Source organism: Acidovorax sp. Leaf191, from assembly GCF_001424425.1.
GTDB lineage: Bacteria > Pseudomonadota > Gammaproteobacteria > Burkholderiales > Burkholderiaceae_C > Acidovorax.
Genome location: NZ_LMPT01000019.1, coordinates 839960 through 866928, shown reverse-complemented (window position 1 = coordinate 866928; position 26969 = coordinate 839960). Strand labels below are relative to the sequence as shown.

The window sequence follows — 26969 nt, the reverse complement described above, 5'->3', positions numbered from 1 at the left end:
TTCTATTGTTGTGGTCTGTGCATGTCCAGGGGAATGGAGGGCCGGCTACTCCAGCACGATGCCGGCGCGCTTCAGCGTGTCCTGAACACGCTTGCGCTCGATGGCGATGCGCTGGCCCAGCACCTGGGGCGTGCTGGCCACGGGCGACACGCCCAGCCCCAGCACCCGCTCCCGCACGGACGGGTTGGACAGCACGGCCTGGACGGCCTGGCTCATGCGGTCGATAATGGGCTGCGGCGTTCCAGTGCGAGCGGCCAGGTAGTTGATGGCCACCAGGTCGAATCCCGGAAGGCTTGCAGCCACCGCGGGAATGTTCGTCGGCATGCCTTCCATGGGCTGCGCTGCAGAGACGCCCAATGCGCGCACCCGGCCGGAGCTCACGTGCGGCAATGCACCGGCGCCGCTGATGAAGGCCATCTGCACATCACCGCGCATCAACGCCACCATGGCGGGCCCTTCACCGGTGAAGGGCACCTGCGTCAGCTCGCCGCCGGCGGCCAGGCCGAACGATGCGGCCATGTAGTGGCCGAAAGAGCCGGTTCCCGCCGTGCCGTAGTTCAGCTGGCCCGGCTTGTCGCGCGCGGCATCGGCCAGCTCGCGCACGGTTCGCCAGGGTTGCTGATTGCCCACCACCAGCAGGTAGGAGGCAGACACCAGCATGCTGACGGGGGCCAGGTCCTTGACCGGGTCGTAGCGGATGCTGCCTGGCGACATGATCTGCGCCGACGGCGTGCACCAGATGAAGGTGTAGCCATCGGCGGGCGCCTGAAGGCCCACGGCCACACCCAGCGTGCCCGCTGCGCCCGCGCGGTTGTCCACCACCACGGGCTGGCCCAGTTTTTCACCCAGGGCCTGTGCCACGATCCGCGCCACCGTGTCCGATCCGCCACCCGGCGCGGCAGGCACGATGAGCCGGATCGGCTTGCTGGGCCAGGCGTCCTCGGCAGCACGGGCATGCGGCGTGATCAGCAGGCTGGCACCCGCCAGGTGTCCCGCCAAGACTGCAGGCAGGGCTTTGAGGAATGTGCTGCGTCTCATGCGGCCTCCAGTTGCGCCTGCGCAAGCTCGCGCGCGGCGCGGTAGTCGCCCTTGCCGCTGTCGGCGCGGGGCAGTTGCTCCACCACCAGGAAGTGCTTGGGCACCTTGTAGCCTGCGAGGTACGGCGCCAGGCCCGTGCGCAAGGCCTGGGCATTCGCAGGCACGCCGCCGGTATCGAGCAGAGCGACAATGGCATTGCCCCAGCGTTCGTCGGGCACGCCCACCACCAGCACATCCCGCACGCCCGGCAGCCGCTTGAGGGCTTCCTCGACTTCCTCCACGTAGATCTTCTCCCCGCCGGAGTTGATCACCAGGCTGCCACGCCCGAGCAGTTGCATGGAGCCGTCGGGATGGCGCCGTACGCGGTCACCCGGCACGGCGTAGCGCCGGCCGTCGATGGTGCGGAACACTTCCGCGGTCTTGCGCGGGTCCCCGAAGTAGCCTTCGGGCAATGGTTCACCCCGGGCGAGCCAGCCTTCGCCCTCCTGCCCTGCCGGCACGATGCGCCCGTCGTCGCCCACCATGACGGTATGCGGACCCGGCTCGAACCGGCCCGTGGGCGTGGCCTTGTCCCGCGTGGTGATGGCGTAGCCCAGGCCCGCGGCCTCGGACGCGCCGTAGATGTCGGCCAGCACCACCGAAGGAAGGTGGCGCAGCAAGCCTGCCTTGATTTCCTCGCTCCACATCAGGCCCGCGGAGCTGATGACCTTGAGCGCAGAGAGGTCGTAGCGGCCGGGCTTTTCGTCCAGCGCCGCCAGCATGGGGCGCGCGAACACATCGCCGACGATCAGCACACGGGTCGCGCGACCACGCTCCGCCAGTTGCCACAGCTCGTGCGGATCGAAGCTGCGGTGCGCGAGCAGCAAGGCCGTGCCGCCATTGAGCAGCTCGGCCAGCGTGCTGCTGATGCCTGCGCCGTGCATCAGCGGGCATGCGGGCAGCACACGGCCGGGCGCCGCGTTGGCTTCGACCATGTCCAGGTGCTCGGGCAGGCTGGCAGGGCGCCGCTGCACCAGGGGCGATTCCAGCTGGCATGCCCGGTAGTGGTTGCCCGGCCAGATCACGCCTTTGGGCCGGCCCGTGGTACCGCCGGTGTAAAGCAGCAGCGGGTCCCGCTCGTCCCGCGCGATGTCCAGCGGGCTGGTGTCGCCTTGCGCCGCCCAGGCCTGGAAGCTGGCCGTGGCTTCATGGCCCAGGCTTTCTCCGTCGAGGCAGATGCGTGAGCGCAGTGCCGGCAAGCGCGTGGCCAGCTCGGCCACCAGCGGGGCGAACTCTTGCTGGTAGAGCAAGGCCGTGGCACCCGCGTCTTCCAGAACGCCTGCGACTTCATCCACCGTGTACCGGTAGTTGAGGTTCACATGGATCAAGCGCGACTTGAGGCAGGCCACAAAGCCCTCGATGTAGCCTGGATGGTTCCTCGACAGGAACCCCACCCTTTCGCCAGCGCCATGCCCGGCGGCAAGCAGGGCCCGTGCCACGCGGTTGCTGCGTGCGTCGAGCTCGCCCCAGCTCACCACCTTGTCTCCCTGCACGATAGCAGGTCGGTCTGCGGGAACACGCGCAGCCACACCATCGAAGATGTCGGCCAGGTTCCAGCGGGATGCGGCCGGTTCGCTCATGCCATCTGCTCCTGCTTTGCGGTGGAAGCAGCGTCTTGCGACACTGCGGCGGGCACCGCGTCCGACAGCGCGATGAAGCGATCGCGCTGGAAGTCGGCGTTGCCGTAGGCGGTGTCGATCATGGCCAGACGCTTGAGGTAGTGGCTCACGGCCAGTTCATCGCTGGTTCCCACGCCGCCGTGCAATTGCACCGCCTGGTAGCCCACGTACAGGCCGCACTGGCCGATTCGCGCCTTGGCAGCGGCGATGGACCTCCTGCGCTGGGCAGGCGGGGCGTCCAGGCCGTCCAGCGCCAGCTGCAGCATCGAGCGGGACTCTTCGCAGGCAATGCTCATGTCGACCATGCGGTGCTGCAGCGCCTGGAAGCTGCCGATGGTCGTGCCGAACTGCTTGCGCACCTTGAGGTAGTCGAGCGTCATTTCGCTCACCGCATCCATCGCGCCGCAGGCCTCGGCCAGGCGTGCTGCGATCGCATGGTCCACCGCATATTCCAGCAGCGCCAGACCTTCATGCAGGGGCCCCAGCAGCGCCGATTCGGGAAGGTCCAGCCCATCCATCTGCAGCTGGCTGATGTACTGGTGATCGGGACTGCGAAAGTCGGTGCGCCGCAGCCCGGGCGAATCTGCCGGAACCAGGAACAGGGAGATGCTCGACGCATCCCCTTCCGAGCCGCGGGTGCGGGCAGGCACGATGAGCCAGTGCGCCGTGCTGGCATCGGGCACCCAGGACTTCTCGCCGCTCAGCCGAAAGCCCGCCCCCGAGGGCATGGCACGCGTGCGCACGCTGTTCAGGTGAAAGCGCCCAGCGGCTTCGCCCAGTGCGACGGCGATGCGGACGCTGCCATCCGCCATGCCCTCGAACAGCTTGCACTGCTCGGCGGTACCCGCCCTGGCGAGCAGGCGCGCCGCCATCACACTGGTGCTGACGAAAGGCTCGCGCAACAGGCCCCGCCCGATGCCCTCGGCCACGATCATGGTGTCGGCCGCAGAGGCACCGAAGCCCCCGTGCTCTTCCGGGATGGCCAGCGCCAGCCATCCCATGTCGGCCATGCGGCGCCAGTTGTCTTCGTCGTAGGCAGCCCCGGCCGCCGTGAGCTTGCGCCACTGCTCGAAACGTCCGTGCTCACGCACGAAGCGCTCCACGCCGTCCGCCAGCATCTTCTGTTCGGGTGTGTAATGGTTGTGCATGTCTTAAAGGCCGAGTGCACGGCGCGCGATGATGTTGCGCTGGATTTCGTTGGAACCACCATAGATGCTGGTGACGCGGCTGTGGAGGTAGGCCGTCATCGGGCCCGACTGCTCCAGGGGAACGGTACCCGGCGCGCCCCCTGCGGACGCAAAGCGCGTGCCGTCATAGCCCAGGGTCTCCACCCACAGCTCCGTGGCACGCTGCAGCAGCTCTGACCAGCGCAGCTTGAGCATGGAGCCGCGCGGCCCGGTGTCCACACCCGCCACGTTGTCGGCCAGCATGCGCAGGCCCATCTGCTCGATCGCCTGCACCTCGATCTCCAGTTGCGCCAGCTTGGAGCGAAAGCCAGGGTTCAGGTAAAGGCTGGACCCTGCGTCTGGCGTCTTGCGTGCCAGCTCCTTCACCTGTTCGAGCTGCCTTGCCAGCCGCACGCCCAACGTTGCCGTCAAGGCGCGCTCGCGGTCCAGGAGCACCTTGCCATAGCTCCAGCCGCGGCCTTCCTCGCCCAGCAGCTGGCTGGCCGGCACCCGCACGGCATCCAAAAACACTTCCGTGACGTGGGACTGCTCGTCGAGCGTGTGGAACGGGCGCACGGTGATGCCGGGCGCGTCCATGTCCATCAGCAGCAGCGAGATGCCATCCTGCTTGCGCGTCTCATCGCTGGTGCGCACCAGGCAGAACATGCGGTTGGCCGCATGGGCATAGCTCGTCCACAGCTTCTGGCCGGTGACCACATAGTGGTCGCCGTCGCGCACGGCGCGGGTGCGCAGGCCGGCCAGGTCGGACCCGGCCTGGGGCTCCGAATAGCCCTGGCACCACCAGTCTTCGCCCGACAGGATGCGCGGCAGGTACCGTGCCTTCTGCTCGGCCGTGCCATAGGTGAAGATGATGGGACCGATGAGCTCCAGGCCCTGGTGGAATTGCGGCGGCGCGTCCGCGGCCGCAGTCTCCTGCTCGAAGATGTGGATCTGCACCGGCGACCAGCCGGTACCGCCGTGCTCGCGCGGCCAGGTGGGTGCCCCCCATCCCTGGCGGAACAGGATGTTCTGCCATTGGCGAAAGCCGTCGGGCGTGGCCCGCATGCCTGAGCGCACGCGTTCGCGCAAGGCATTGGGTACGTTCTGCTCGCAAAAGCGCCGCACCTCGTGCCGGAATGCGCGGTCCGCTTCGTTTTGATCAAGTCTCATGAAATTTACCTGCCGTTCGGTAAGTTATGGATTGCAGTTTGGCCCACTGCCCATATGAAAGTTCTCGCCTTCTCGGCAAAATTTACCTGCCGACTGGTTAATAATACTTCGAAATCCTTCAGGCCCACAAGGTCTGTGTCTCGTGGATAACCCGATCCAGCCGATGCCCTCAGGCCAATGCGGGTTAATCTCCACGATTTCCCCACCAAGAAAGCACCCGCTATGGCTCCCCGCGCTGGCACGAAAAAAGCCCCCACCGATCCCTCCCTGGCCAGCGGCAACCGCGAAGACCAACTGCTGGACATCGCTCGCCGGCTGTTCGCGCACAGAGGCTTTCACGCCACCTCGCTGCGGGACATTGCCGAAGAGGCCAAGATCACCAAAGCCGCGCTGTACTACCACTTCCCGAACAAGGACGATCTCTATGAGCGGGTGGTGATCCAGTCGCTCGATGCCCTGGTCCAGATGGTCGGCGCCGACGTGGCGCGCGCCAACACCCCGACCGAGCGGGTTCGCGCGTTCATGCGCTCATCGGCGCACTTTCTCGACGAACATCGCGACCACTGGCTGGCCGGCGCCAACGCTTTTCGCGAAGCAGGCCACACCGAGCAGAGGGGCGTGGCGCTGCACTTGAGAGACACCTACGAGAAGCTGCTTCGGCGCTGTGTCCAGGAAGGGATCGATTCGGGCGAATTCCGCGACGCAGATGCCGCCATGACCACCCGTTTTCTGCTGTCCGGGCTGAACTACGTCACGCGCTGGCACTCCCCCAAGGGAAAGCTGAGCGTGAAGGATGTCATGGGCCAGTACGTCGACATGGCCCTGCTGGGCATGACGGTGCGCGAGCCTGCCGCATCCAGCGCCGCTGCGGCGCCCACGGACGCGCCACCACCGGCCGCGAAGACGCCCTCCAGCACCGCACGCAAGAAGGCAACGCCCCGGGCCTGACGGGTACCTGGGGGGCCCTTTTTTTGCCTTGCTGGATTACCGGTCGACAAGTAATTTTTCAGGAGACATGCATGAACCAAAGGCTTGACAACAGGGTGGCACTGGTCACCGGCGGTGCACAAGGCATAGGACGGGCGATCGCCCAGGCCTTTGCCGACCAAGGGGCCATCGTCGGGGTGCTCGACATCCGCGAAGACCTGGCACGAAAGGCTGCCGATGAGATCCGGCAAGGCGGAGGTCGGGCCCAGGGCTTCGGCGGCAATGTCGCATTGCGCGAGACGTTCACGCAGGCCGTGGACGCGCTGGAGACGCAGCATGGCCGGTTCGACATCTTGGTGAACAACGCGATCTGGGTGCGCTATGGCCCGACCCAGGACATCACGCCCGAGATGCTCGATCGCATGACAGCCACCGGCTTTCACTCCATCGTCTGGGGCATCCAGGCGGCAGCACCTGCCATGGGCCGCAGCGGCGGCGGCTCCATCATCAACATCGCCTCGGCCGCGGGCTTTCTGGGCATTCCCGGCGCGCTGGTCTACTGCGGAGTGAAGGCTGCGGCCCTGGGCCTCACGCGCTCCGCAGCCGTCGAACTGGGTGCTCGCAAGATCCGCGTGAACGCCATCGCACCCGGCACGGTGCCCACCGAAGGCGTGCGCATAAACATGGACGAGTCCGTGGCGGCGCGGCGCATCGCGCGCACCCCGCTGGGGCGCCTGGGGCACGTGGACGACATCGCGGCGGCAGCCTGCTTCCTCGCATCGGACGAGAGCAGCTTCATGACGGGGGAATCCATGCTGGTGGACGGGGGAGTCACGCATGCCCTCCTCTGACCACAGCCCGGGCCACAACGCCCCCGCCCCCGCCGTTCAGCCCACCGTGGCTGCGCATGCCAGCATCGCCCTGCCCCGGGCCGATTGGCTGGCCCTGCACCACGAAGACGCCATCGAGCCGGACCTGCCCATCGTGGATGCCCACCACCACCTGTGGGTGCTGCCCGGCGCAAGCTATCTGCAGGCCGACCTGGGCCAGGACCTTCGCACCGGGCACGACATACGCGCCACCGTGTTCGTGGACTGCCATTCGCACTATCTGGCCGATGGCCCGGAGGCGCTCCGGCCGGTGGGGGAAACCGCGTTCGCAGCCGCACAGGCGCTGGCCTTCGCACAGACGGGATCGCGCACGCAGATCTGCGCCGCCATCGTCGGGTGGGCCGACCTGGCGCTGGGTGACGGCATCGAACCCGTGCTGGAGAGGCACATCGAAGCAGGACAGGGGCGCTTCAGGGGCATCCGCGCGCGCCCCACCTGGCACAGAGACCCGGCTGTCCATCCAGCCACAGAGGGCCGCGAGGGCATCCTTCGGGATGACACAGCCCGGCAAGAAGCCACCCGGCGCCTTGGCGCCATGGGCCTGTCGCTCGACCTGTGGGTCTACCACACGCAACTGCCGGACGTGGCCTTCCTCGCCGACCAGTGCCCGGACACGCCCATGGTGCTCAACCACTGCGGAGGGCCCCTGGGCATCGGCCCCTATGCCGGCCAGCGCGCGCAGGTGTTCGACGCATGGCGCGGGCACATCCGCGCACTGGCCCAGCGGCCGAACCTGCGGCTCAAGCTGGGGGGCCTGGCCATGCACCGCATGGGCTTCGGCCTGGACCTGGCCGACCGGCCCGCACTCTCGGAAGTGATCGCGAACGCCTGGTCTCCGTATTTCGAGGTGTGCATCGAGGCATTCGGCGCAGACCGGTGCATGTTCGAGAGCAACTTTCCGGTCGACAAGGTGGGCTGCAGCTACCCGGTGCTCTGGAACGCTTTCAAGCACGCCACGAAGGCCTGCAGCCCCTCGGAGCGAACGCAGCTATTCAGCGGCACCGCGGCGCGCACCTACGGCATCGATCTGTCTTTGCAACCTGCGTCCTGAGCCGGTACGGCTGTCGCAATCACGCCAAACATCGTTCAATTAAATTACCTGCCGACCGGTAAGTTACGCTACATTTCGAACCGGCGGTCGGCGTGCCCCTCCGCCGTGCATGACAAACATTGAACGGAGACAACGTGAACAAACTCATCTCATCCACTGCGGTGCTGGCCCTGCTGGGCTCCCCGTTGGCCTATGCGCAATCCTCGGTGACCATCTATGGCGTGCTCGATGCGTCACTGACCTGGGTGGACAACGGTGCCGGCAGCACCATGCGGCTCGACTCCGGGGCGGGCTGGGCCTCTCGCCTGGGCTTTCGCGGCACGGAAGACCTGGGCGGCGGGCTCAAGGCCAACTTCGTGCTCGAACAGGGTTTTGACGGCAGCACCGGCGTCCTGCAGCAAGGCGGTGCCGCCTTCGGCCGGGCCTCCTGGGTGGGGTTGAGCGGCACCAACTGGGAAGTCCGTGCCGGCAGGCAGCTCTCGCCCGTGGCGCTGTCGCTGCTGGCCGTGGACCCCGGTGTGGGCAACTACTGGGGCAACCTGCAGCAGACGGGCATTGGCAGCCTGCAGAGCCCGGCCTCCGTGGCAGGCGACCCTGGCCACCAATCCACGGCCCGCATCAACAACTCGATCTTCGGATCGTGGAAAGGCGGCCCCGTGACTGCCCGCTTCATGGTGGCCCCGGGCGAGGCGGCCTCCAGCGACGCCGGCAATTTCCACGGAGGAAGCCTGACCTACGCCGACGGCCCCTGGCTCGGTACCGCAGGCTACGCGCGTTTCCGCCAGTATGCGAAGGACATCCCCACGGGAGCCGCCGCGGCCTGGCAGTCCGAGTGGACCGCGGCAGGCTCCTACAACTTCGGACCTGTGCGCCTGGCCACGGGGTACTACACCTTCAACCCTTCCGAGAAGAACAAGGTGCTGGCGGCCACGAGCCTCCTGAAGAGCGAGTCTGCCTGGGTCGGCGCAACCATTCCTCTGAACCAGAGCCAGATCCTCCTGCAAGTCATCAGGAACAAGACCGAAAGAATGCCTGGCATCGCGGATGGGCAAGCCACGATCTATGGCGCGACCTATGAGTACTTCCTATCCAAGCGCACGGCGCTCTACGTGTCTGGTGGCCTGGTCAAGAACAACAGCACCAGCAACACGGTGCTGGTGGGAAGCACCGTCGCCGTAGCCCCCGCCGCCATGGGCGCCAATGCGAAGGCCCTGTCCTTCGGCGTCCGGCACAGCTTCTGAGGGCACTGGCTCCAAGGCTTGAAGCGCCTCCTGGCGAGAGGAGGCGCTCGTGCCAGAGCACGATGGTGGTCGTGCTCTGGCACATCCATTCCGACCGGCCGGCCCCAGGCCGGGTCACAGCAGCGACAGCATGAAAGGTAGACACGTGAAAATTCTCGTTCCCGTCAAGCGCGTGGTGGACTACAACGTGAAGGTCCGCGTCAAATCGGACTTGTGCGGTGTGGACATCGCCAACGTGAAAATGAGCATGAACCCCTTTGACGAGATCGCCGTCGAAGAGGCCGTGCGCCTGAAAGAAAAGGGCCTGGTGACCGAAGTCATCGCTGTGTCCTGCGGCGTGGCCCAGTGCCAGGAAACCCTGCGCACCGCGATGGCCATCGGCGCCGACCGCGCCATCCTGGTCGAGACCGATGCCGNATGAGCATGAACCCCTTTGACGAGATCGCCGTCGAAGAGGCCGTGCGCCTGAAAGAAAAGGGCCTGGTGACCGAAGTCATCGCTGTGTCCTGCGGCGTGGCCCAGTGCCAGGAAACCCTGCGCACCGCSATGGCCATCGGCGCCGACCGCGCCATCCTGGTCGAGACCGATGCCGAGCTGCAGCCCCTGGCCGTGGCCAAGCTGCTCAAGGCCCTGRTCGACAAGGAACAGCCCGGCCTCATCATCCTGGGCAAGCAGGCCATCGACGACGATGCCAACCAGACCGGCCAGATGCTGGCGGCCCTGGCCGACCTGCCGCAAGCCACCTTCGCCAGCAAGGTGGACCTCGCCGCCGACAAGGTCAGCGTGACCCGCGAAGTCGATGGCGGCGCCGAGACGCTGTCCCTCACGCTGCCAGCGGTCATCACCACCGACCTGCGCCTGAACGAGCCCCGCTACGTCACCTTGCCCAACATCATGAAGGCCAAGAAGAAGCAGCTCGATACCGTCAAGCCCGAAGACCTCGGCGTGGACGTGGCGCCGCGCCTGAAGACCCTGAAGGTGACCGAGCCCGCCAAGCGCGGCGATGTGGCCGCCCTGGTCGACAAGCTCAAGAACGAAGCGAAAGTTATCTGACCCCCTGAGCCGCTTCGCGTCTTCCCCCACAGGGGGACGACACCTTCGGTGCGGGGCGGCCCTTCCTCGGTGTCCCGCGCATCGGCCGCGCGCTCTCCGAGGTCCACGGGCGAAACCGGCATCTCAAAAGAACCAAGAGAAAGACGACTGTCATGACAACTCTCGTTATTGCTGAACACGACAACGCGTCCATCAAGGGCGCAACCCTCAACACCGTGACCGCCGCTGTGGCGTGTGGCGGCGACGTGCACGTGCTGGTGGCTGACCCTGCAGTCGTGGGCCGCATATGAAGGCCAAGAAGAAGCAGCTCGATACCGTCAAGCCCGAAGACCTCGGCGTGGACGTGGCGCCGCGCCTGAAGACCCTGAAGGTGACCGAGCCCGCCAAGCGCGGYGCRGGCGTCAAGGTGGCCGATGTGGCCGCYYTGGTCGACAAGCTCAAGAACGAAGCAAAAGTCATCTAAGGAGAACAAGAAATGACCGTACTCGTTATTGCTGAACACGACAACGCGTCCATCAAGGGCGCAACCCTCAACACCGTGACCGCCGCTGTGGCGTGTGGCGGCGACGTGCACGTGCTGGTGGCCGGCCACAACGCAGCGCCGACATCATCGTGGCGGCGGGCGAAGGCCCGGCCTCGTTATTGCTGAACACGACAACGCGTCCATCAAGGGCGCAACCCTCAACACCGTGACCGCCGCTGTGGCGTGTGGCGGCGACGTGCACGTGCTGGTGGCTGGCCACAACGCAGGCGCCGCCGCAGCCGCTGCGGGCCAGATCGCCGGCGTTGCCAAGGTCATCCATGCCGATGCCCCGGGCCTGGAGCACGGCTTGGCAGAAAACGTGGCCGCCCAGGTGCTGGCCATCGCGTCGAGCTACAGCCACATCCTGTTCGCGTCCACCGCCAGCGGCAAGAACGTGGCACCCCGCGTGGCCGCCAAACTCGATGTGGCGCAGATCAGCGACATCACCAAGGTGGTCGCTGCCGACACCTTCGAGCGCCCCATCTACGCCGGCAACGCCGTCGCCACGGTGCAAAGCGCCGACAGCGTGAAGGTCATCACCGTGCGCACTACGGGCTTTGACGCTGCGGCCGCCACCGGTGGCTCCGCAGCGGTGGAAACCGCAGCTGCAACGGCCGACGCCGGCAAGAGCACCTTCCTGGGCAGCGANACGGGCTTTGACGCTGCGGCCGCCACCGGTGGCTCCGCAGCGGTGGAAACCGCAGCTGCAACGGCCGACGCCGGCAAGAGCACCTTCCTGGGCAGCGAGATCGCCAAGAACGACCGCCCCGAGCTGACCGCCGCCAAGATCATCGTCTCCGGCGGCCGCGCGCTGGGCAGCAAGGAAAAGTTCGACGAAGTCATCACGCCCCTGGCCGACAAGCTGGGCGCGGCCATCGGCGCATCGCGCGCCGCGGTGGATGCGGGCTACGCACCGAACGACCTGCAGGTGGGCCAGACGGGCAAGATCGTGGCGCCGCAGCTGTATGTGGCTGCCGGCATCTCGGGGGCGATCCAGCACTTGGCCGGCATGAAGGACTCCAAGGTGATCGTTGCGATCAACAAGGACCCGGAAGCGCCGATCTTCAGCGTGGCCGACTACGGCCTGGAGGCCGACCTGTTCGCGGCTGTGCCCGAACTGGTCAAGGCTATCTGGCGCCGTGGCCGTGGCCGCGCGCCTNGCCGGCATGAAGGACTCCAAGGTGATCGTTGCGATCAACAAGGACCCGGAAGCGCCGATCTTCAGCGTGGCCGACTACGGCCTGGAGGCCGACCTGTTCACGGCCGTGCCTGAATTGGTCAAGGCGCTCTGAGCACGCCGCTGGCCCGCAAAAAGGCATCGCTTGCGGTGCCTTTTTTTTGAGTTTTTTCCGCTATCTCGGAGACTTTCATGAGTTACATCGCCCCCGTCAAGGACATGCTGTTCGCCATCGAGCACCTGGCCCGCATTGAACAGATCGCGCAGATCCCCGGTTTTGAAGACGCGGGGCTCGACACCGCGCAGGCCGTGCTGGAAGAATGCGCCAAGTTCAACGAGGGCGTGCTGGCGCCATTGAACTTCGAGGGCGACAAGAACCCGTCGAGCTGGAAAGACGGCGTGGTCACCACCACCCCCGGTTTCAAGGGCGCGTTCCGCCAGTACGCCGAGGGCGGCTGGCAGGGCCTGCAGCACCCGGCCGACTTCGGCGGCCAGGGCCTGCCCAAGACCATCGGCGCGGCCTGCATCGAGATGACCAACAGCGCCAACATGAGCTTTGCGCTGTGTCCGCTGCTGACCGACGGCGCCATCGAGGCGCTGCTCACGGCCGGCAGCGACGAGCTCAAGGCCACCTACCTTGAAAAGCTGGTGACCGGCGAGTGGACCGGCACCATGAACCTGACCGAACCCCAGGCGGGCTCGGACCTGGCCCTGGTGCGCACACGCGCTGAGCCCCAAGCCGATGGCAGCTACAAGGTCTTCGGCACCAAGATCTTCATCACCTACGGCGAACACGACATGGCCGAGAACATCGTCCACCTGGTGTTGGCACGGGTGGCGGGCGCGCCCGAAGGCGTGAAGGGTATCAGCCTGTTCGTGGTGCCCAAATTCATGGTCAACCAGGACGGCACGCCGGGCGCGCGCAACGACGCGCACTGCGTGAGCATCGAGCACAAGCTGGGCATCAAGGCATCGCCCACGGCGGTGCTGCAGTTCGGCGACCACGGTGGTGCGGTGGGCTACCTGGTCGGCGAAGAAAACCGCGGCCTCGAATACATGTTCATCATGATGAACGCCGCCCGCTACGCGGTGGGCATGCAGGGCATCGCGATCTCCGAGCGCGCCTACCAGAAGGCCGTGCAGTACGCCAAGGACCGCGTGCAGAGCCGTCCGGTGGACGGCTCCATGGCCGCCAGCGCCCCCATCATTCACCACCCCGATGTGAAGCGCATGCTCATGACCATGCGCGCCACGGTGGAAGGCTGCCGCGCCATGGCCACCGTTGCGGCGGCCGCGTTCGACGCCGCGCACCACCACCCGGATGCCGACACGCGCAAGCAGAACCAGGCGTTCTACGAATTCATGGTGCCGCTGGTCAAGGGCTACAGCACCGAGACCAGCCTGGAAGTGACCAGCCTGGGCGTGCAGGTGCACGGCGGCATGGGCTTCATCGAAGAAACCGGCGCCGCGCAGTACTACCGCGACGCCAAGATCCTGACCATCTACGAAGGCACCACCGCCATCCAGGCCAACGACCTCGTGGGCCGCAAGACGGCGCGCGATGGCGGCCAGGTGGCCAAGGGCATTGCTGCGCAGATCGAGACCACCGAAGGCGAGCTGCTGGCCAGCGGCACCCCGGCCGCCCTGGCCGTGGCCAAGCGCCTCACGGCGGCGCGCAAGGCGCTGCTCGACGTGATCGACTTCGTGGCGGGCGGCACCAAGACCCAGCCCAACGCCGTGTTCGCGGGCAGCGTGCCCTACCTGATGCTGGCAGGCAACGTCGTAGCGGGCTGGCAGCTGGCGCGCAGCCTGCTGGTGGCCCAGGAGCTGTTGCACAAGGGACAGGACACCGCCTTCATGCAGGCAAAAATCACGACAGCGCAGTTCTACGCGGAGCACATCCTGGTCAAGGCACCCGGCCTGCGCGACAGCATTGTTGAAGGTGCAGCCAGCGTGACCGAACTGGCGCTCGACGCGTTCTGATCGGCACCGGCCCACCCGGGCCCTGCCGTCGATGGTGAGGAGACTCGCCTTGGGTGATGACTCAAGGCGATTGCTATAAAAATAATAGCTGCTAGCGCTTGTCTATCAAGCGGTAGGGGCTGTTTTGAATCAAATTCTTTGTCCTGGAAGTCGCTGCCATGTCCACACTGCCTCCTGTTTTGCAGAACCTCTCGCTCCCCGTCATCGGGTCGCCGCTGTTCATCATCAGCAACCCCAAGCTCGTGATCGAGCAGTGCAAGGCGGGTGTGGTGGGTTCCATGCCCGCGCTCAATGCGCGCCCGGCCGAGTTGCTCGACGAATGGCTGGCCGAGATCACCGAGACGCTGGCCGCCTACAACAAGGCGAATCCGGACAAACCCGCTGCGCCCTTCGCCATCAACCAGATCGTGCACAAGAGCAATGACCGGCTCGAGCACGACATGCAGGTCTGTGCCAAGTACAAGGTGCCGATCATCATCACCAGCCTGGGCGCCCGCGAGGACGTGAACCAGGCCGTGCACGCCTGGGGTGGCGTGGTGCTGCACGACATCATCAACAACAAGTTCGCGCACAAGGCCATCGAGAAGGGCGCCGACGGCCTGATCGCCGTGGCGGCCGGTGCGGGCGGCCATGCGGGCGTGAAGAGTCCGTTCGCGCTGATCCAGGAAATCCGCCAGTGGTTCGACGGCCCTGTCGCGCTCAGCGGCTCCATCGCCAGCGGTGATGCGGTGCTGGCCGCGCAGGCCATGGGCGCGGATTTCGGCTACATCGGCTCGGCCTTCATCGCCACGCACGAGGCGCGTGCCAGCGACGAGTACAAGCAGGCCATCGTGGCCGGCAACTCCGACGACATCGTCTACAGCAATCTCTTCACCGGCGTGCACGGCAACTACCTGGCGCCGTCCATCCGCGCCGCTGGCATGGACCCCGACAACCTGCCCGAGTCCGACCCGAGCAAGATGAACTTCGGCGGCGACGCCAAGAAGGCCTGGAAGGACATCTGGGGCTGCGGCCAGGGCATCGGTGCCATCGACGCCGTGACCAGCACCGCCGACCTGGTGGCACGCCTGCGCACCGAGTACCAGGCCGCCCGCGCCCGCCTCAAGCTCTGAGTTCTGCATCCCTGCTGGCCAGCTGTGGGGTCGGCCTGTTGATCTCTGTCTTGCGCCCGCAGCGTGTCACGCGCTGCGGGCGTTGTCGTTCGCGCCACGCCCTGGCAGGAGGTGTGTGGGCCGGTCGCGACAGGGCAAACCCCCAATAGACGGCGCTGCGTGGCGTGGTGAATGATGATGATAAATAACCAGATCAGCGCAGCATGCTGCAGCGCTGGTCGTCATCGCCGTGAGGGGACATGCCATGCTTCGTTCGTGTTTGCTGGGGCTGCTGATGGCCTTGGGTGCCAGCCAGGGCGCGCACGCCCGCAATGAGGGCGTGACGAACGACGAGATCCGCCTGGGCGCCTCGGCCGTGCTCTCCGGCCCCCTGGGCCCGCAGACGGCGCAATACGGCGAAGGCTCGCGGCTGATGTTCGACGCCGTGAACGCGCAGGGCGGCGTGCATGGCCGCATGATCCGCTACACCACGCTGGACGACGCCTTCGACACCGCCAAGGCCGTGGAGAACACGCGCCAGCTGCTGGAGTCCGACAAGGTCTTCATGATCTACAACAGCACCGGTACGGCGCAGACCGCTGCCATCCTGCCGCTGATCAAGGAGCACCGCACGCTGCTGTTCGGCCCGGTCACGGGGGCATCCGCGTTCCGTGAGACGCTGAACCCGCTGGTCTTCCACGTGCGCGCAGGTTACGCCAGCGAGGCCACCAAGATCGTGTCCCAACTGCGCCAGCAGGGCATCAGCCGCGTGGCGGTTTTCTACCAGGACGACGGCCTGGGCAAGACGCTGTTGGCCGAGCTGAAAAAAGCCTCTGACGAAGAAAAGCTCGCCTTCGCCGCCGAGATCAAGGTCGACCCCAAGCAACCCGACTTCGCGGCCGCCGCGCAGGCCACCGAGAAGGCGCAGCCCCAGGCCGTCATCGTGGCCACGGCGGGCACCACGTTCACCAGCTTCGTCAAGGCCGTGCAGGGCACGGCGGCGAGGCCGGCGTACTACGGATTTTCGGTGGCCAGCATGGACGTGATCCAGCGCGAGCTCAAGGACAAGGCGCGCGGCATCATCCTGGCGCAGATCATGCCGTCGCTGCGCAACACCACCGTGCCGGTGGTGGCCGAGTACCTGGCCCTGCTGCGCGCCAAGTCGCCCAACGCCCAGCCGTCGGCCTCGCAGTTCGAGGGCTTCGTGCACGCCCGGCTGCTGGTGGAGGGCCTGCGCCGCACCGGCCGCAACCTGACCACCGAGTCGTTCACCAAGACCATGGAAGACGCGGGCGAGATCTCGTTCGGGCGCTTCAACGTGAAGTACTCGCCCAGGAGCCACAACGGGTCTACCTATGTGGAGCTGGCCATCGTGGATGCGGAGGGGAGCTTGCGGTATTGATATTGAGCTGGCTGCAGCGGTGGGGTGTTGGGCGAGTCTATGAGGTAGCGAGATGGAGCAGCTGCTGCAGCCTCCATCCGTTCGGGCTGAGCCTGTCGAAGCCCTGCGCAGCGCTTCGACGGGCTCAGCCCGAACGGCGCTGGTGGTGTGCGGCCTGCATCGCTGACCCTTCACAACCCATACGTCAGTTCCCGCGCCTTGCCCCAGAACACCCGGTACATGAACACCGTGTACACGATGATCGCCGGCAGCGTGATGGCCATGCCGATGCCGATCACGACCAGCGACTCCGGTGCGCTGGCAGCGTCCCACACCGTGAGGCGGTCGATCACGATGTACGGGTAGATGCTGTAAGCCAGGCCCAGGAACGCCAGCATGAAGATCAGCACCGTGGCCACGAACACGATCCAGCCGTAGCCTGCCTGCACCACGCGCGGCGTGCCCAGCACGTGGCGGATGGCGAAGAACGCCGCCACGCACGCCAGCGGAATCGGCAGCAGCGCGAACAGCTCGGGCAGCACGAACCATTTGGCGAACACCGTGTGGCTGACCAGCGGTGTGGCCAGCGAGATGCCCAGCAGCGCCAGGCCCATGGGCCACAGCACGCGCTGGCCCCACTTGGCGGCCTTGGTCTGCAGGTCGCCATCGGTCTTCATCAGCAGCCAGCCCACGCCCAGCATGGCGTACGCCGCTGGCAGCGTGAGCGCGATGCCCGCCGAGAACAGCAGGCCCCAGGCGTCGTTCTGGAAACCGGTGACGTACGCGCCCAGCATCCAGCCCTGCGCCAGCGTGGTGACCAGCGACCCACCGGCAAACAGCTTGTTCCAGGTGGCCTTGTGCGCATCGCGGGCCTTGACCCGAAAGTCGAACGCCACGCCGCGCAGGGTCAGCCCCAGCAGCATGGCGGCCACGGGCAGGTACAGCGCCGACAGCACCACGCTGTGCGCCATCGGAAAGCAGATCAGCAGCACGCCCACGCCCAGCACGAGCCAGGTTTCGTTGGCGTCCCAGAAGGGACCGATGCTGGAGACCATCACATCCTTTTCGGCATCGGTGGCCAGGGGCAGCAGGATGCCCACGCCCAGGTCGTAGCCGTCCAGGATCACGTAGGCCAGCAGCGCCAGCCCCATGACGGCCATGAACACCAGGGGCAGCGTATGGGCCAAGGTCATTTCCATGGTGTTCTCCTTAAGCGGCAGGGGGTGTGGGCAGCGGCGCCTGCGCCGGCGGCGGCACGGCCGGTACGGGCATGGCCGGGTGCTCGGACATGTACTTGATCACGCCGATGTAGGCCACGAGCAGCAGCACATAGACCGTGAGGTAGGCCGCCAGCGTGGCCGCCACCATGCCCGGCGGGTGCGTGGCCACGGCGTCCGCGGTCTTGAACAGGCCGTAGACCAGGTACGGCTGGCGGCCGATCTCCGTCACGTACCAGCCGGCCAGCGTGGCCACCCAGCCCGAGAATGTCATGCCCACCAGCGTGAACAGCAGCACGCGGGGCAGGGCGGCGGTTGCCTGCCTGCGGCGGCGGTACAGCACCCAGGCGCTGGCCCACGCCACCGCCAGCATGAGCATGCCCATGCCCACCATCACGCGGAAGGCCCAGAACACCGGTGCCACCGGCGGGTGAGCACCCGGAAACTCGTTCAGCCCCTTGAGCTCGGCGTCGATGTCGTGTGCCAGGATCAGGCTGGCGGCCTTGGGGATCTGCAGCGCGTAGTCGGTGCGGCCTTCCTTTTCGTTGGGCAGGCCGAACAGCGTGAGGGGCGCGCCTTTCTCGGTGTGCCAGATGCCCTCGATGGCCGCGATCTTGGCGGGCTGGTGCTGCAGCGTGTTCAGGCCGTGCATGTCGCCCATGAGGATCTGCAGCGGGATGGCGATGGCCACGGCCGTGACCGCGGTGCGCAGCGCCTTGCGCGTGCCCTCGTTGGCCGCCCCTTTGATCAACTGCCACGCGCTGACGCCTGCGATGAGGAAGCCCGCCGTCAGTGCCGAGGCCAGCAGCTTGTGCCCCAGGCGGTAGGGGAACGAGGGGTTGAACACGATGGCGAGCCAGTCCACCGCGTGGAACTTGCCGTCGATGATCTCGTAGCCTTGCGGTGTCTGCATCCAGGAGTTCAGGCTCAAGATCCAGAACGCCGACAGCGTGGTGCCGAACGCCACCATCAGCGTGGCGACCAGGTGCACCCGCTCGGACACGCGGCCCCGGCCGAACAGCATGATCCCGAGGAAGGTGGCCTCCAGGAAGAAGGCCGTGAGCACCTCGTAGCCCAGCAGCGGCCCGGCGATGTTGCCCACGTGTTCCATGAAGCCCGGCCAGTTGGTGCCGAACTGAAAGCTCATCGTGATGCCCGAGACCACGCCCAGCGCGAAGGTGAGCGCGAACACCTTGGTCCACAGGTAATAGGCCTGCTCCCAGCCCTTGGCCGCCGGCGTGCCGCGCGTGGCGGTGTACCGCAGGCGAAAGAACACCAGGAACCAGCACAGCGCGATGGTGATGGTCGGGAACAGGATGTGAAAGCTGATGTTGGCCGCGAACTGGATGCGCGACAGCATGAAGGTGTCCATGGCCTCAGGCCCCCTTGTTGTCCTTGGCCGGCGAGCCCTTGCCCGTCAGCCGGTCCTTGAACTCCAGCACCCGGGTCACCGCAGTGCCCATGCCCATGAGCTGCATCGCGGTCTCGGGCGCCAGGCGCTGCACGTCGTCGAACCAGGTCATGAGCCGGTCGATGAGCTCGTGCATCTCGCGCATGCGCTCCTGGGCGTGGCGCTCCGCGTCGGTCCCGGGGTCTTCGAGCAGCGCCATGCGCAGCATCGACAGCGTGGGCTCGATCTCGCGGCGGCGGCGCTCCTCGGCCAGCACGCGGAAGATCTCCCACACGTCCTTGGGCGCCTCGAAATACTCGCGCCGGTCGCCGGGCTGGTGGCTGAGCTTGACCAGGCGCCAGGCCTGCAGCTCTTTCAAGCCCATGCTCACATTGGAGCGCGAGAACTCCAGCGTCTCGGCTATCTCGTCGGCATTGAGCGGGCGGGGCGACAGGAAGATGAGCGCATACATCTGCCCCACCGTGCGGTTGATGCCCCATCGGCTGCCCATCTCGCCGAAGTGGGCGACGAACTGGCGGTTGAGGGGGGGCAGATGGCTGATGTACGTCATGGCCATGCATTGTGCCTGTAATTTCTGAATTTTCAGTATTTACTGAAAATTCAGAATATGCTGGAGTTGCGTGCGGGGTTATCGGTGGTCCCTGTGCGATGGGGTGTGCGGGTGGGCTGCAGACACCTAGGTGACGAGCATTTGTACTGCGTCAGGAGACAATAGAAGGTTTTTGGCCTGTGCACTTGTCGGTGCGGGGCCTGCGGCACCTTTACCCTGCGCCCTCCAAACACCATGTCTCCACCCACATCCCGCACGCCAGTCATCGATATGGCCAAAGGCCTGGCGTGCATCGCCATCGTGTGGCACCACCTCGCGTTCTACGGGCCGATGTCGGACATCGCCCAGCCCCTGGCCCCCGCACTCATCGCCTGGCTGTACGACTACGGCCGCATGGCGGTGCAGGTGTTTCTGGTGCTGGGCGGCTATCTGGCTGCCGCCAGCCTGGCGCCGCAGGGTGTGCCGCGTTTTGACCACGCGGGCCACGCCATCGCCAAACGCTTCGTGCGGCTGGTGGTGCCTTATGCGGTGGCGCTGCTGCTGACGGTGATCGTCGCCGCGCTGGTACGGCCCGGCCTGGACCACGCCTCCGTGCCGGACGAACCGACGCTGGCGCAGCTGCTGGCCAATGCGCTGCTGCTGCAGGACATCGTGGGCGAGAGTGCCTTGTCGGCTGGCGTCTGGTACGTGGCCATCGACTTTCAGCTGTTCGCCCTGAGTGTGCTGGTGTGGGCCGGCGCGCGCGCGTTTCCGGGCGCCCGGGCACAGCAGCATGCGGCGCTGCTGGCCAAGAGCGCCATCGTGGCCGGCATGGCGGCGTCGCTGTGGGTTCTGAACCGCATGCCCGAGCTCGACATGTGGGCGGTGTACTTCTTTGGCTCTTACGGTCTGGGCATGCTGGCCTACTGGGCGGTGCAGGCGCCGCGTGCGCAGGGCTGGGTGGCCCTGATGGTGGTGCTGGGGGGCGTTGCCCTGGCCATCGACCACCGTGGCCGCATCCTGGTGGCGCTGGCCACTGCGTTGTGCCTGGTGGCCGCCTTGCGCTCCGACAGCGTTCGGTCGTGGCGGGGCGTGGCGCCGCTGGTGCAACTGGGGCAAATGTCGTACTCGGTGTTCCTGGTGCACTTTGCGGTGTGCCTGCTGGTCAATGCGGTGATCAGCCGCCTGTGGCCGGAGTCGCCGGTGCTCAATGCCCTGGGCATGCTGCTCGCGTTCGCGCTGTCGCTGGCCGCGGGCCGGCAGCTGTATCTGCATGTGGAGCGCCATGTCCCTTCGTGGACCACGGCCCTGCGCTGGCAGGTGGGGCTGGTGGGGGCGGGCATGCTGGTGGCGGTGTCCAGCAACTGGGCCTAGCGCGGGGCGTGGCCCCTCAGGCGGGCGGCAGGCGTTCCCGGCGCTTGCGTTGCCGGTCCAGAAACCAGGCCATGAAGGGCAGGATCAGCATCGATCCGGGAATGACCCAGATGAAAAGATAGGGGCTCACGGACGAGGCCGAGCGCATCACGTCGCGCAGGTGCGTGCGCTCGTCGGCCGTCCAGTTGCCCTGGCGGCGCTGCTGCACCAGCCACACCACCGATCCCCGCATCGTCGCCATCTCGCGTTTTAGACGGCTCTTCTCGCGGCTGTTGCCGGCCAGGAACGAGCAGAACCACTCGGGCGCGCGCTCCATGCGGCGCTGGAATGCGAGGGTCGAGTCCGGATCGAACGCGTCGATGGACGGGGGCGTGTCCGGAGGGCGCGGCGTGGGCCGTGTAGGTGGCGGCGCGGGCGGCCGGGGCTGCTGGGGCGGCGTGGTCATGGCGGGTGCCATTGTCACTGCTCGCACGGCAAGCGCCAAGCCGGGTGTGGCGCCGGCGCCCGGGGGCGGGGCACCATCCGCGCAGCCGCGGTGCCTCAGCGGTGCAGTTCGCCAGCGCTTTCGGGCTGGTACAGCAGGTCCTTCACCCGCACCGTCATGGACTTGCCGCCGGGGCCCGGCCAGGCGAGCTCGTCGCCCACCGACAGGCCCAGCAAGGCACTGCCCACGGGGGCGAAGATCGACAGCCGGTCGGCGCTGCCATCGGTATCGCGCGGGTAGACCAGCGTCAGGCAGAACTCCTTGCCTGTCTCCAGGATGGAGAACTGCACGGTGGAGTTCATGGTCACCACGTTCGGCGGCATGTCTTCGGGCGCCACCACGTCCGCCCGGTCAAGCTCTGCCTGCAGCTCGGCCTTGCCCGGAAAGACGCTGGCCGGAATCACGGCCAGCAAGGCCTCGATGCGGTCAACGTCGAGCGACGACAGGATGATCTGGGGCTTGCGCGCCATGGCGGTACCTCTGGGGTTGTGGCAAAGCGCGGGACTGTAGACCATCCGCAATCTCGCACTGCCGCGCGCGGACATTCAACGAGAGCGTGCGCCGCGGCGCACACCGTCAATCGCCCGTGATGTTGCGCGCCTTGATCAGCGCACCAAAGCGCGTACTGTCGATGGCGGCGCGGGCATTGAAGTCGGCCGGCGACATGGGCGCGGGCACGCCGCCCAGCGCGTGGATGCGCTCCTTCACCGCCGGCGTGGCCAGCACCTTGTTGATCTCGCGGTTCAGCCGGCTCACCACGTCGGGCGGTGTGCCTGCAGGGGCGTAGAAGCCGAACCACGTGTCGGCATCGAAGCCCTTGAGGCCCACCTCTTCCAGCGTCGGCACATCGGGGAACAGCGGTGAACGCCGGGAGCTGCCCACGGCCAGCAGCTTGAGCTTGCCCGCCTTCACATGCTGCAGTCCGATGCCCGGGTCGAACATGAAGTCCACCTGCCCGCCCAGCAGGTCCTGCATGGCGGGGGCGGCGCCGCGGTACGGCACGTGCACCGCGAACACGTTGGCCTGGGCCTTGAGCATCTCGGCGGCCAGGTGCGGCGAGCTGCCGTTGCCCGGCGTGCCGAAGCTCAGCTTGCCCGGATTGGCCTTGATGTACTTCATGAACTCCTCGATGTTGTTCACCGGCAGTGTGGGCCGAACCTCGAGGAACACCAGCACCCGCGCGGCGGCGGCCACGGGCACCAGGTCCTTGGTCGGGTCGAACGGCATCTTGGGGTACAGGTGCGGGTTGACCGACACCATGCCGCCCGAGCTCATGAGCAGCGTATAGCCGTCTGCCGGCGACTTGGCCACGGCCTCGCCGCCGATGTTGCCGCCAGCGCCGCCGCGGTTCTCGACCACGACGGGCTGGCCGAGGGCCGCCTGCAGCGGCACCGTCACCGCGCGGGCGATCTGGTCCGCGGCGCCGCCCGCCGGGAAGTTCACGATGACCTTGATCGGCTTTGCCGGCCAGGTCTCGGCCAGTGCCGTGGCGGGCAGCAGCAGGCCCGCTGCGGTGCCGGCCAGTGCCAGCGTGCCCAGCAGCCGGCGGGTGGTGCGAAGGGGAAAGGAATGCATGTTTGTCTCCGGTGGGTGCCCAGGTGTTCCGGGTCTTGTGCGAGGTATCCAGAAAGCCGCACGGTTTATGCCGTGCCGGGGTGGGTGTCGTCAGGCCACGTCCACCTCCACGAGGATCGGGCGGGGATGGGACAGGGCTTGCCGCAGCGCATGCGCCAACTGGGCCGCATCGCTCACGCGCACGGCGTCGCAGCCCTGTCCCCGTGCCAACGCGAGGAAGTCCAGGTCGGGCAGGTCGGTGCCTTCGAGCTTGTCGTTTTCGTGGAAGCCGAAGGTGGGTGCGAATTCCTGCAGCGCTGCATAGCGCCGGTTCTTCAGGATGATGAAGGTGATGGGGAGTTTGAGTTGCGCCGCGCTCCACAGCGCCTGGATGGAGTACATCGCCGAGCCGTCGCCGATGAGCCCGATGACCTTGCGGTCGGGCTTTGCCAGCGCCACGCCAACTGCGGCTGGCAGGCCGTAGCCCAGGCCGCCGCTGCACATGGTGTAGAAGGTTTCGCTCTGCAGGATGGGCAGGTGGGCATGCATGGCGGCGCGGGAGCTGGGCGCCTCTTCCACGACGATGGAGGCTGCATGGCGCACCTCGGCCAGGGTCTGCATCACGTAGGGCACGCTCATCAGCGCGCCCGGTGCCGACGGCTCGGAACGCGGGCGGGCTGCGCGGTGCGGGGGCAGGGCACGCGCTGCGGGGGCGGGCCGTGCCAGCAGGTCCTGCACGCCCAGGCGCACGCTGCCCACGGCCGAGGTGCCCTCGGGCGTCCAGGCGGCGGTGCCCGGGTCGTCGATGAGCTGCACCAGTTGCGCGCCCGGCGGCACGTGGGGTCCAAAACCTTCCACGTGGTACGTGAAGGCCGCAGCACCGAGCGCAAACACCAGGTCGTGTCCGCCCAGCAGCGCCACGATCTTCTCGCGCATGGCGGGCAGCACGCCTGTAAACAGGCGGTGGTCTTGCGGAAAGCCGCAGCGGCCGGACATGGGTGCGATCCACACGGCGGCGTTGTGCCGCTCGGCCAGGGCCAGCACATCGTCCCAGGCGCGGTCGCGGTCCACGGCGGCGCCGACCACGAAGACCGGGCGCTGCGCGGCGTCGAGTGCGTCGCCGATGGCCTGCAGCACGCGCGGCTCGGGGCGCGTCTCGGTGCTCACGGTGCGCGCCTGCAGCGGCTCGCAGGGCTTGTCCCAGTCGTCCGCAGGAATGGACACCAGCACCGGCCCGCGCGGCTGCTGCATCGCGATGTAGTAGGCCCGCGCGATGGCCAAGGGCACGTCTTCGGCACGGGCGGGCTCGATGCTCCACTTCACATAGGGCTTGGGCAGCTCGGTGGCCTGGCCCGAAAACAGGAACGGGTCGAACGGCAGGATGGACCGCGCCTGCTGCCCGGCTGTGATGACCATGGGCGTGCGGTTCTTGTGCGCCGTGAAGATGTTGCCCATGGCGTGGCCCACGCCAGCGGCGGAGTGCAGGTTCACGAAGGCTGCGTTGTGCGTGGCCTGGGCATAACCGTCGGCCATGCCCACCACCACCGATTCCTGCAGGCCCAGGATGTAGCGGAAGTCCGCAGGGAAGTCGAGGAACAGAGGCAGCTCGGTCGAGCCCGGGTTGCCGAAGATGGTGTCGATGCGAAGGCCGCGCAGCAGGTCGAGCACGGCCTCGCGCACGGTGGGGAGCAAGTTTTCTGAAGGCATCCCCCGATCTTCTGCGTGCATTGTTCATCCATCAATACAATGAAGTGACTAAGCGGTATTCATCCAATGCATATCAAGGACATCGACCTCAACCTGCTGCGCCTGTTCGATGCCGTCTACCGCACGCGCAACGTCAGCCGCGCTGCCGAGCTGCTGGACCTGACGCAGCCTGCGGCCAGCCAGGCGCTGACGCGCCTGCGCCTGCTGATCAAGGACCCGCTGTTCGTGCGCGCAGGCGGCGGCGTGGAGCCCACGCCCAAGGCCGACCGGCTGGCCGATGCGGTGCGCAGCGCGCTCGGCCTGCTGGAGGAAGCCCTCAACGAGTCCGCGCTGTTCAACCCCCACGAATCGCGCAAGGTGTTCCGCATCCACATGAGCGACATCGGCGAAGGCCGCTTTCTGCCGGACCTGATGGTGGCGCTGCGGCGGGAGGCTCCCGGTGTGCGGCTGGAGACGCTGCCCGTGCCACGCAGCGAGATCGCGCAGCGGCTGGACAGCGGCCGCATCGACTTTGCGTTTGGCTTCTTGCCCACGGTGAAGGACACGCAGCGCGTGCAGCTCATCAAGGATCGCTACGTGGTGCTGCTGCGCGCGGGCCACCCCTTTGCGGCACGCAGGCGCAGCGGGCCGGCCTTGCTCAAGGATTTGCGGCAACTGGAGTTCGTGGGCGTGCGCACGCATTCGGACACGCTGCGCATCCTGGAGATGCTGCAGCTGCAAGACCGGCTGCGGCTGACCACCGAGCACTTCATGGTGCTGCCTGCCATCGTGCGGGCGACCGACCTTGCGGTGGTCATGCCGCGCAACATCGCGCGCACCTTTGCTGCCGACGGGGGCTACGCCCTCATCGAGCCGCCCTTTCCTCTGCGCGACTTCACCGTGTCGCTGCATTGGAGCCGCCGGTTCGAAAGCGACCCTGGCAACCAGTGGCTGCGCGGACAGATCGAGACCCTCTTCAGGGAATAGGTTGGCAGGGCGATCCGGTGGCCGGTGGTTTTGCGGGCCTTGAGTGCCTGGGCACATCACTGCGTGCAGGGTGCTTCGAATAACTGTATATTTGTACAGTTATGACGCTGAAACCCGACTTCGACCCCGACCTGCCCGAGGGACCGGTGGAGGTGCGCGTCCCCATCCAGGCCATTCGCGGCCGGGGTGCCGCCACCGCCATGCCGCACCGGTTCACGCGCGATGTGCGGGAGGTGGCGGACGATGGCTGGGGGCCTATCGGCGAGAGCGGCGAAGGGTGGGGAGACGACGGGGAGGGCGGCGCATCGGCACCCTCCACCACCGTGCACCTGGAGACCGCGCGCAGCGCCATCTGCGCCAACGACTCGCCCGACATATTTTTCGAGTTGTCGGTGAACCCCTACCGGGGCTGCGAGCATGGCTGCATCTACTGCTACGCGCGGCCCACGCACAGCTACCTCAACTTTTCGCCCGGGCTCGACTTCGAAACCCAGATCGTGGCCAAGCAGAACATCGCAGAGGTGCTGCGCCACGAGCTGGCGCAGCCGCGCTATGTGCCGCGCCTGCTCAACATCGGCTCGGCCACCGACTGCTACCAGCCCGTGGAGCGCGAGCTCAAGCTCACCCGCAGCCTGATCGAAGTCATGCGGGATGCGCGCCACCCGTTCTCGCTGATCACCAAGTCGAGTGGTGTGGAGCGTGACCTGGACCTGCTCGCGCCGCTGGCCGCGCAGCAGCTCACGGCCGTGTACGTGACCATCACCACGCTGGACCCCGTGCTGGCCCGCCGCATGGAGCCCCGCGCTGCCGCGCCCCACCGACGCCTGCGCACCCTGCGCACGCTGGCCGAGGCCGGCATCCCGGTGGGCGTGAGCGTGGCCCCGCAGATCCCGTTCATCACCGAGGACATGGAGCAGGTGCTGGAAGCAGCGCGCGATGCCGGCGCACAGAGCGCGTTCTACACGGTGCTGCGCCTGCCCTGGGAACTGGACGCCGTCTTTCGGGAGTGGCTGGAAGTGCATTACCCGCAGCGCGCGGCGCGGGTGATGGCGCGTGTGCAGGACCTGCACAGCATCGACCCCACCCAGCGCAGTGCGGGCAAGAGCTACGACAGCAACTTTGCGACCCGCATGAAGGGCAGCGGGCTCTGGGCGGATTTGTTGCGCCAGCGTTTTGCGGGCGCGTGCCGGCGGCTGGGGCTCAACCGCGCACGGGTCGAGCTGGACCTGTCGCAGTTCAGGCCTGGACTGGCGCGGGGGCAGGGCAGTCTGTTCTGAGGCTGCGCATGCACGGCCACGGGATGCGGGCCGAGTTCGCGGTGCGGGTGGATGCCGTTCGCCCTCTGCCCGGCTGGGACCGCCAAGGGGGTGGCGAAAAA

24 protein-coding genes and 5 pseudogenes are annotated in these 26969 nt (G+C 67.0%); 18 read left to right on the top strand and 11 right to left on the bottom strand.

All coding sequences use genetic code 11. The features are described from left to right. Positions 1-45: 45 nt before the first annotated feature. Genes ASG27_RS17925 through ASG27_RS17910 form a run of 4 tightly spaced genes read right to left on the bottom strand, consistent with a single transcriptional unit; the run spans position 46 to position 5032 of the window. Positions 46-1038, bottom strand: a complete 993-nt coding sequence (locus tag ASG27_RS17925; RefSeq protein WP_082485820.1) for a Bug family tripartite tricarboxylate transporter substrate binding protein — start codon at positions 1036-1038, stop codon at positions 46-48. Continuing rightward, positions 1035-2657, bottom strand: a complete 1623-nt coding sequence (locus ASG27_RS17920) for an AMP-binding protein (RefSeq protein ID WP_056413829.1) — start codon at positions 2655-2657, stop codon at positions 1035-1037. The genes ASG27_RS17925 and ASG27_RS17920 overlap by 4 nt, the downstream gene beginning before the upstream one ends. After that, positions 2654-3844 carry an acyl-CoA dehydrogenase family protein gene (locus tag ASG27_RS17915; RefSeq protein ID WP_082485821.1) on the bottom strand — a complete coding sequence of 397 codons (1191 nt, stop codon included), beginning with the start codon at positions 3842-3844 and terminating at the stop codon, positions 2654-2656. Before ASG27_RS17915 ends, ASG27_RS17920 begins: the two co-directional genes overlap by 4 nt. A 3-nt stretch (positions 3845-3847) precedes the next feature. Then, positions 3848-5032 carry an acyl-CoA dehydrogenase family protein gene (locus ASG27_RS17910; RefSeq protein ID WP_056413832.1) on the bottom strand — a complete coding sequence of 395 codons (1185 nt, stop codon included), beginning with the start codon at positions 5030-5032 and terminating at the stop codon, positions 3848-3850. A gap of 222 nt (positions 5033-5254) precedes the next feature. Here ASG27_RS17910 and ASG27_RS17905 point away from each other — a divergent pair, with 222 nt between their 5' ends. The 15 genes and pseudogenes from ASG27_RS17905 (at position 5255) to ASG27_RS17860 (ending at position 16370) form a co-directional block, all read left to right on the top strand. Beyond that, the gene (locus tag ASG27_RS17905; protein ID WP_056413835.1) at positions 5255-5980 is read left to right on the top strand and encodes a TetR/AcrR family transcriptional regulator; all 726 of its coding nucleotides are present in this window, start codon (positions 5255-5257) and stop codon (positions 5978-5980) included. Between the two features lie 71 nt (positions 5981-6051). Continuing rightward, the gene (locus ASG27_RS17900) at positions 6052-6810 is read left to right on the top strand and encodes an SDR family NAD(P)-dependent oxidoreductase (RefSeq protein WP_056413839.1); all 759 of its coding nucleotides are present in this window, start codon (positions 6052-6054) and stop codon (positions 6808-6810) included. Then, positions 6797-7900, top strand: a complete 1104-nt coding sequence (locus ASG27_RS17895) for an amidohydrolase family protein (RefSeq protein ID WP_082485823.1) — start codon at positions 6797-6799, stop codon at positions 7898-7900. Before ASG27_RS17900 ends, ASG27_RS17895 begins: the two co-directional genes overlap by 14 nt. 134 nt (positions 7901-8034) lie before the next feature. Then, positions 8035-9141 carry a porin gene (locus tag ASG27_RS17890; protein WP_056413842.1) on the top strand — a complete coding sequence of 369 codons (1107 nt, stop codon included), beginning with the start codon at positions 8035-8037 and terminating at the stop codon, positions 9139-9141. A gap of 145 nt (positions 9142-9286) precedes the next feature. Then, positions 9287-9382: pseudogene (locus ASG27_RS28015) on the top strand (electron transfer flavoprotein subunit beta/FixA family protein); the annotation flags it as partial. Further along, positions 9383-9557, top strand: a pseudogene (locus tag ASG27_RS28010) (electron transfer flavoprotein subunit beta/FixA family protein); the annotation flags it as partial. 1 nt (position 9558) lies between these two features. After that, a partial coding sequence (locus tag ASG27_RS17880; protein ID WP_235508469.1) for an electron transfer flavoprotein subunit beta/FixA family protein occupies positions 9559-10194 on the top strand: 636 nt, incomplete at its 5' end. A 152-nt stretch (positions 10195-10346) separates the two neighbouring features. Continuing rightward, positions 10347-10457: pseudogene (locus ASG27_RS26870) on the top strand (electron transfer flavoprotein subunit alpha/FixB family protein); the annotation flags it as partial. A 23-nt stretch (positions 10458-10480) separates the two neighbouring features. Then, complete coding sequence (locus ASG27_RS26060; RefSeq protein WP_442854369.1) at positions 10481-10657, top strand: hypothetical protein; 177 nt, start codon at positions 10481-10483, stop codon at positions 10655-10657. A 12-nt stretch (positions 10658-10669) separates the two neighbouring features. After that, positions 10670-10843 carry a hypothetical protein gene (locus ASG27_RS26055; RefSeq protein ID WP_082508993.1) on the top strand — a complete coding sequence of 58 codons (174 nt, stop codon included), beginning with the start codon at positions 10670-10672 and terminating at the stop codon, positions 10841-10843. Then, positions 10836-11365 (top strand): annotated as a pseudogene (locus ASG27_RS27670) (electron transfer flavoprotein subunit alpha/FixB family protein); the annotation flags it as partial. The gene ASG27_RS26055 and the pseudogene ASG27_RS27670, both read left to right, overlap by 8 nt. Before the next feature lies 1 nt (position 11366). Beyond that, a pseudogene (locus ASG27_RS27665) lies at positions 11367-11876 on the top strand (electron transfer flavoprotein subunit alpha/FixB family protein); the annotation flags it as partial. Positions 11877-12086: 210 nt separating this feature from the next. Next, the gene (locus tag ASG27_RS17870) at positions 12087-13877 is read left to right on the top strand and encodes an acyl-CoA dehydrogenase (RefSeq protein WP_056419100.1); all 1791 of its coding nucleotides are present in this window, start codon (positions 12087-12089) and stop codon (positions 13875-13877) included. 158 nt (positions 13878-14035) lie between these two features. Continuing rightward, positions 14036-14989, top strand: coding sequence for an NAD(P)H-dependent flavin oxidoreductase (locus tag ASG27_RS17865; protein WP_056419097.1), 954 nt, complete (start codon positions 14036-14038; stop codon positions 14987-14989). A gap of 244 nt (positions 14990-15233) precedes the next feature. Next, positions 15234-16370 (top strand): ABC transporter substrate-binding protein, encoded by a 1137-nt coding sequence (locus ASG27_RS17860; RefSeq protein WP_056419094.1) that lies wholly within the window; start codon positions 15234-15236, stop codon positions 16368-16370. Between the two features lie 170 nt (positions 16371-16540). Here the strand turns inward: ASG27_RS17860 and ASG27_RS17855 are convergent, their stop codons facing one another. Genes ASG27_RS17855 through ASG27_RS17845 form a run of 3 tightly spaced genes read right to left on the bottom strand, consistent with a single transcriptional unit; the run spans position 16541 to position 19527 of the window. Further along, entirely contained in the window at positions 16541-17542 is a 1002-nt protein-coding gene (locus ASG27_RS17855; RefSeq protein ID WP_396504135.1) for a cytochrome d ubiquinol oxidase subunit II, read from the bottom strand. 16 nt (positions 17543-17558) lie between these two features. Further along, positions 17559-18938: a cytochrome ubiquinol oxidase subunit I gene (locus tag ASG27_RS17850; protein WP_056419088.1), complete on the bottom strand. Its 1380-nt coding sequence runs from the start codon at positions 18936-18938 to the stop codon at positions 17559-17561. A gap of 4 nt (positions 18939-18942) precedes the next feature. Next, on the bottom strand, positions 18943-19527 hold the full coding sequence (locus tag ASG27_RS17845; RefSeq protein ID WP_056419244.1) for a GbsR/MarR family transcriptional regulator: 585 nt from the start codon (positions 19525-19527) through the stop codon (positions 18943-18945). Positions 19528-19761: 234 nt separating this feature from the next. On the opposite strand from ASG27_RS17845, the gene ASG27_RS17840 reads away from it, so the two are divergent. Further along, entirely contained in the window at positions 19762-20880 is a 1119-nt protein-coding gene (locus ASG27_RS17840) for an acyltransferase family protein (RefSeq protein ID WP_056419085.1), read from the top strand. Between the two features lie 16 nt (positions 20881-20896). Here the strand turns inward: ASG27_RS17840 and ASG27_RS17835 are convergent, their stop codons facing one another. From ASG27_RS17835 to mdlC, 4 genes are all read right to left on the bottom strand, one after another. Next, on the bottom strand, positions 20897-21325 hold the full coding sequence (locus tag ASG27_RS17835) for a hypothetical protein (protein ID WP_056419241.1): 429 nt from the start codon (positions 21323-21325) through the stop codon (positions 20897-20899). 95 nt (positions 21326-21420) lie between these two features. Beyond that, positions 21421-21834 carry a nucleoside diphosphate kinase regulator gene (gene rnk / locus ASG27_RS17830; RefSeq protein WP_056419082.1) on the bottom strand — a complete coding sequence of 138 codons (414 nt, stop codon included), beginning with the start codon at positions 21832-21834 and terminating at the stop codon, positions 21421-21423. Positions 21835-21940: 106 nt separating this feature from the next. After that, a complete protein-coding gene (locus ASG27_RS17825; RefSeq protein WP_056419078.1) occupies positions 21941-22939 on the bottom strand; it encodes a Bug family tripartite tricarboxylate transporter substrate binding protein in 999 nt (332 codons plus the stop codon). A 90-nt stretch (positions 22940-23029) separates the two neighbouring features. Beyond that, positions 23030-24625: a benzoylformate decarboxylase gene (gene mdlC, locus ASG27_RS17820; RefSeq protein ID WP_156370816.1), complete on the bottom strand. Its 1596-nt coding sequence runs from the start codon at positions 24623-24625 to the stop codon at positions 23030-23032. Positions 24626-24691: 66 nt separating this feature from the next. Between mdlC and ASG27_RS17815 the strand changes: the two genes are divergently transcribed. Both ASG27_RS17815 and ASG27_RS17810 read left to right on the top strand, forming a co-directional pair. After that, positions 24692-25591, top strand: coding sequence for a LysR family transcriptional regulator (locus ASG27_RS17815; RefSeq protein WP_200912445.1), 900 nt, complete (start codon positions 24692-24694; stop codon positions 25589-25591). 101 nt (positions 25592-25692) lie between these two features. After that, positions 25693-26868 carry a PA0069 family radical SAM protein gene (locus tag ASG27_RS17810; protein WP_056419070.1) on the top strand — a complete coding sequence of 392 codons (1176 nt, stop codon included), beginning with the start codon at positions 25693-25695 and terminating at the stop codon, positions 26866-26868. Positions 26869-26969 lie beyond the last annotated feature (101 nt).

Bases quoted from the DNA above. Each gene is read 5' to 3' on its own strand.
- ASG27_RS17825 (WP_056419078.1), bottom strand. From the start codon at position 22,939: ATGCATTCCTTTCCCCTTCGCACCACCCGCCGGCTGCTGGGCACGCTG.
- ASG27_RS17865 (WP_056419097.1), top strand. From the start codon at position 14,036: ATGTCCACACTGCCTCCTGTTTTGCAGAACCTCTCGCTCCCCGTCATC.
- ASG27_RS17900 (WP_056413839.1), top strand. From the start codon at position 6,052: ATGAACCAAAGGCTTGACAACAGGGTGGCACTGGTCACCGGCGGTGCA.
- ASG27_RS17905 (WP_056413835.1), top strand. From the start codon at position 5,255: ATGGCTCCCCGCGCTGGCACGAAAAAAGCCCCCACCGATCCCTCCCTG.
- mdlC (WP_156370816.1), bottom strand. From the start codon at position 24,625: ATGCCTTCAGAAAACTTGCTCCCCACCGTGCGCGAGGCCGTGCTCGAC.
- ASG27_RS17835 (WP_056419241.1), bottom strand. From the start codon at position 21,325: ATGACCACGCCGCCCCAGCAGCCCCGGCCGCCCGCGCCGCCACCTACA.
- rnk (WP_056419082.1), bottom strand. From the start codon at position 21,834: ATGGCGCGCAAGCCCCAGATCATCCTGTCGTCGCTCGACGTTGACCGC.
- ASG27_RS17920 (WP_056413829.1), bottom strand. From the start codon at position 2,657: ATGAGCGAACCGGCCGCATCCCGCTGGAACCTGGCCGACATCTTCGAT.
- ASG27_RS17845 (WP_056419244.1), bottom strand. From the start codon at position 19,527: ATGACGTACATCAGCCATCTGCCCCCCCTCAACCGCCAGTTCGTCGCC.
- ASG27_RS17855 (WP_396504135.1), bottom strand. From the start codon at position 17,542: ATGACCTTGGCCCATACGCTGCCCCTGGTGTTCATGGCCGTCATGGGG.
- ASG27_RS17860 (WP_056419094.1), top strand. From the start codon at position 15,234: ATGCTTCGTTCGTGTTTGCTGGGGCTGCTGATGGCCTTGGGTGCCAGC.
- ASG27_RS17840 (WP_056419085.1), top strand. From the start codon at position 19,762: ATGTCTCCACCCACATCCCGCACGCCAGTCATCGATATGGCCAAAGGC.
- ASG27_RS17910 (WP_056413832.1), bottom strand. From the start codon at position 5,032: ATGAGACTTGATCAAAACGAAGCGGACCGCGCATTCCGGCACGAGGTG.
- ASG27_RS17850 (WP_056419088.1), bottom strand. From the start codon at position 18,938: ATGGACACCTTCATGCTGTCGCGCATCCAGTTCGCGGCCAACATCAGC.
- ASG27_RS26055 (WP_082508993.1), top strand. From the start codon at position 10,670: ATGACCGTACTCGTTATTGCTGAACACGACAACGCGTCCATCAAGGGC.
- ASG27_RS17925 (WP_082485820.1), bottom strand. From the start codon at position 1,038: ATGAGACGCAGCACATTCCTCAAAGCCCTGCCTGCAGTCTTGGCGGGA.
- ASG27_RS17815 (WP_200912445.1), top strand. From the start codon at position 24,692: ATGCATATCAAGGACATCGACCTCAACCTGCTGCGCCTGTTCGATGCC.
- ASG27_RS17810 (WP_056419070.1), top strand. From the start codon at position 25,693: ATGACGCTGAAACCCGACTTCGACCCCGACCTGCCCGAGGGACCGGTG.
- ASG27_RS17895 (WP_082485823.1), top strand. From the start codon at position 6,797: ATGCCCTCCTCTGACCACAGCCCGGGCCACAACGCCCCCGCCCCCGCC.
- ASG27_RS17915 (WP_082485821.1), bottom strand. From the start codon at position 3,844: ATGCACAACCATTACACACCCGAACAGAAGATGCTGGCGGACGGCGTG.
- ASG27_RS17870 (WP_056419100.1), top strand. From the start codon at position 12,087: ATGAGTTACATCGCCCCCGTCAAGGACATGCTGTTCGCCATCGAGCAC.